We start from the raw sequence: 3,703 nt of genomic DNA on the forward strand, positions 1-3,703 counted from the left end.
GGACAGGAGGCTTTCGAGCCGCGGCAGCGCCGCGAGCGCATTGCGAGTGGTGGCTGGACAGGAGGCTTTCGAGCCGCGGCAGCGCCGCGAGCGCATTGCGAGTGGTGGCTTCGGCCAGTTCATTGATGCCGATGCCGCGCAGCCGCGCCACCACTTCGGCGATGTGCGGCAGCTCGCCCGGTTCGTTGCGGCCCTGCGCTTCGCCGGCCGCGCGCTGCGCCTGGGTGCGGTAGAGCCAATGCGGCTGGATGTCGGGTGCATCGGTTTCCATCACCATCGATTCGAGCGGCAGCGTGGCCGCCAGCCGCCGCAGCTGCAATGCGCGGTCGAAGGTCACGGCGCCGCCGAAGCCCAGCTTCAGGCCGATCCCGATGCAGGCCGCGGCCTGCTGCTCGCTGCCGTTGAACGCATGGGCAATGCCCTGCCACGGCCGGCCGGCCGCGGTCTGCCGCAGGTGCTTGAGCACCTTGTCGACCGAGCGGCGCACGTGGATGAGCACCGGCAGATCGTATTTGCGCGCGAGTTGCAACTGAGTGTGAAAGAAGTGCTGCTGCTTGTCGCTGTCCAGCCCTTCCACGAAGTAGTCGAGGCCGATCTCGCCGACCGCGACCAGCCGCGGATCGCCGCGGTGCGCGGCAAGCTCGGCATCGAGCGCCTCCAGGTCGCCCTCCTCTGCATTGCCGGTGCACAGCGGGTGGATGCCCAGCGCATAGGCATCGCCCTGCATCCGCGCGAGCTCGCGCACGGTCGCAAAGTTGAAGACCGCCACCGCGGGAATGACGCACAGCACCACGCCCCTTTCGGCGGCCCGTGCACGCACGAGCGGCATTTCCGCACCGAATTCGGGCGCATCGAGGTGGCAGTGGGTATCGACAAAAACAGCCATGGCCAGATGATGCCCGAAGGGATGCAAGGCAGAAGAAAGCGTGCTACTGTGACTCCCTACTGACCCGTCATCCCTTGCCGGAGGTGCCCCGATGCGCAGGCCCGCTTTCTACAGCCGTTCGCCCCGCACGCTGCCTCAAGCGGCCGATTCCGCGGCCCAAGAGGCTGCCGTGCCGTCGCCCGAGGGCGCAGCAGGCAATGGCGCGCCACCCCCGCCGCACGCGAAGGCCGGCTGGCAGCCGGGCCGGCGCAGCTTCGCATTCCTCCTCGTGCTGTGCGCCGCGCTGGTTGCAGGCGGCGCCACCTGGTGGCCCCGGCAGGGCAAGGCGCTGACGCAGAAAGACATCGATTCGGCCGTGCTGCGCACGCTGCAGACCCACACGCTTCCCTCGCCCGCCGCAAAGGCCGCCGAGATCGTGCGGCCCTCGGTGGTGCGGGTGGTCGGCTACGGCCCCGAGAAGGCCACGCCCGAGGCCAAGACCCAGAAGCGCGGCCGCAACATGGCCAAGGGCAAGCCGCCCGAAGCCGATGCGCCTCCGGGCGAGGTCGAGCGCGGCGTGGGCACCGGGGTGGTCATCGTCGACAAGGGCGTGATCCTCACCAACCTGCACGTCGTGGCCGGCGCCGAGACCATCAAGGTCACCTTCTCCGACGGACTCGAGGCCGTGGCCACCATCACCGGCGTGCAACCCGAGAACGACCTCGCGGTGCTGCAGGCCCAGAAGATTCCCGACGACCTGATTCCCGCCGTCATGCGCTCGACCGCAGACCTGCAGCCCGGCGACCAGGTGGCCGCGGTCGGCTTTCCGTTCGGCATCGGCCCCTCGGTGTCGGCCGGCGTGGTGTCGGGCCTGAAGCGCTCGTTCCGCTCGCCCGAAGGCAAGCAGGAACTGGGCAACCTGATCCAGTTCGACGCGGCCGCCAACCCCGGCAACTCGGGCGGCCCGCTGATCAACATGGACGGCGAGGTGCTGGGCATCGTCACCGCCATCCTCAACCCCACGCAGCAGCGCACCTTCATCGGCATCGGCTTTGCGGTGCCCATAGAGAACGCGGCCTCGGCCGCGGGCTCGCCGCCGTTCTAGCCAGGAACATCCCACGACGCTTTCGATTGTTGTTTACCGAGAGGCCCCGCATGAGCACAGAGAACCCCTTTTCCACCCTTGCGAAGACACTCACCATCAAGACGCTGGCCGACACCGTGCGCGGACAGTTCAAGCGCATCCAGTTCACGCCCGACCTGGTGCCGGCCGACCTGGTGGGCACGCGCATCTACAACCAGAAGACCGGCGAGTTCAGCACCTCGCTGGGCCCGGTGTTCGCCAACCTGCTTCTGGCCGACGAAATCAACCGCGCGCCGGCCAAGGTGCAGAGCGCGCTGCTCGAAGYGATGCAGGAGCGCCAGGTCACCATTGCCGGCGAGACGCACAAGGTGCCGCGCCCCTTCCTGGTGATGGCCACGCAGAATCCCATCGAAACCGAGGGTACCTATCCGCTGCCCGAGGCGCAGGTCGACCGCTTCATGATGAAGGTGCTGGTCGACTACCCGAGCGACGAGGAAGAGTTCGTCATCGTCCAGCGCGTGATCGGCTCGCTGGTCGAGGTCAATCCGGTGGCAAGCACCGAGCAGCTTGCCACCCTGCAGGCCGAGGCGCGGCGCGTGTACGTCGATCCCTCGCTCATCCAGTACGCGGTCAAGCTGGTGTCGGCCACGCGCACGCCCGACAAGCACGGCCTGAAGGACATGCGCCGCTTCATCACCTTCGGCGCGAGCCCGCGCGCGAGCATCAGCCTGACCGAAGGCGCACGCGCACTCGCGCTGCTGCGCGGCCGCAGCTACGCCCTGCCCGAGGACATGACCGCGCTGGTGCCCGACGTGCTGCGCCACCGCGTGACGCTTTCCTACGAAGGCTTGTCCGAAGGCCTCACACCCGACAGCCTGATCGAGAAGATCATGCGTGCAGTCCCCGCTCCTCCCAAACCGCTCGAACATGAAAAGCTGGTGGCGTAAGGCCCCTGCGGCCGCGAACGACGAACGGCTCATCGCCGAGGCCGGTGGAACGGAACGCGCGGTGCGCCGGCTCGCGCCCGCCTGCAGACGCCGCATGTGCGCGTCTTCACCGAAGACCGCGAGATGGCGGCCTGGTTCGTGCTCGACCTGAGCCGCTCGGTCGACTTCGGCTCCGGCCTCAAGGCCAAGCGCGAGATCTCCGCCGGCTTCGTCGGCGTGCTCGCGCGCCTGCTCACGCGCCACGGCAACCGGGTGGGCGCACTGGTCTACGGCACCGACCTCGAGGCGGTGATTCCGCCGCGCAGCGGCCGCCGCCACGTGCTGCACCTGCTGCATGCGATGGAGCGCCGCGCCGGCAAGGCCGAGGCCGCGCCCGCGCAAAAAGGCATGACGCGCCTGGCCGACCTGCTGAAATCGGCCGCCACGCTGATGCCGCGCCGCTCCACCGTGTTCGTGGTGTCCGACTTCCTGAGCGAGCCCGGCTGGGAACGCCCGCTCGGCCAGCTGGTGCAGCGGCATGAAGTCATTGCCGTGCGCCTGTTCGACCCGCTCGAACTCGAGCTGCCCGACCTCGGCCTGGTGCCGCTGCGCGACGCGGAAACCGGCGAGCAGCTCTGGGTCGACACGCACGACGCCGGCTTCCGCAAGCGCTTCGCGCGGCTGGCCGCCGAGCGCGAGGCCACGCTGCGCGCCTCGCTATCGAAAGCGGGTGTCGACGCACTGGAGCTTTCGACCAGCGACGACCTGGTGGAAGCCATCGTTCGTTTCGCCGACCTGCGCAAGCGCCGCATGCGCATCGGCCCGGGC

General features: G+C 68.9%; 4 protein-coding genes. 3 read left to right on the top strand and 1 reads right to left on the bottom strand.

Going from position 1 to position 3,703, the window contains the following annotated elements:
* Positions 1 to 886 (bottom strand): TatD family hydrolase (locus tag AC1DOC_RS31405; protein ID WP_478131304.1); only part of this gene is annotated, 886 nt, incomplete at its 3' end.
* Between the two features lie 91 nt (positions 887 to 977).
* On the opposite strand from AC1DOC_RS31405, the gene AC1DOC_RS31410 reads away from it, so the two are divergent.
* The 3 genes from AC1DOC_RS31410 to AC1DOC_RS31420 form a co-directional block, all read left to right on the top strand.
* On the top strand, positions 978 to 1,970 hold the full coding sequence (locus AC1DOC_RS31410; RefSeq protein ID WP_012746393.1) for a S1C family serine protease: 993 nt from the start codon (positions 978 to 980) through the stop codon (positions 1,968 to 1,970).
* A gap of 50 nt (positions 1,971 to 2,020) precedes the next feature.
* The gene (locus AC1DOC_RS31415) at positions 2,021 to 2,896 is read left to right on the top strand and encodes an AAA family ATPase (protein ID WP_478131305.1); all 876 of its coding nucleotides are present in this window, start codon (positions 2,021 to 2,023) and stop codon (positions 2,894 to 2,896) included.
* Positions 2,897 to 2,992: 96 nt separating this feature from the next.
* Positions 2,993 to 3,703: DUF58 domain-containing protein (locus AC1DOC_RS31420; RefSeq protein ID WP_478131306.1), on the top strand; the 711-nt coding region annotated here is incomplete at its 3' end.

The sequence above is a fragment of the Variovorax sp. 01T439_2 genome (genome assembly GCF_056398445.1).

Coding starts and splice junctions, on each gene's coding strand:
- AC1DOC_RS31410 (WP_012746393.1), top strand. CDS start 978: ATGCGCAGGCCCGCTTTCTACAGCCGTTCGCCCCGCACGCTGCCTCAA.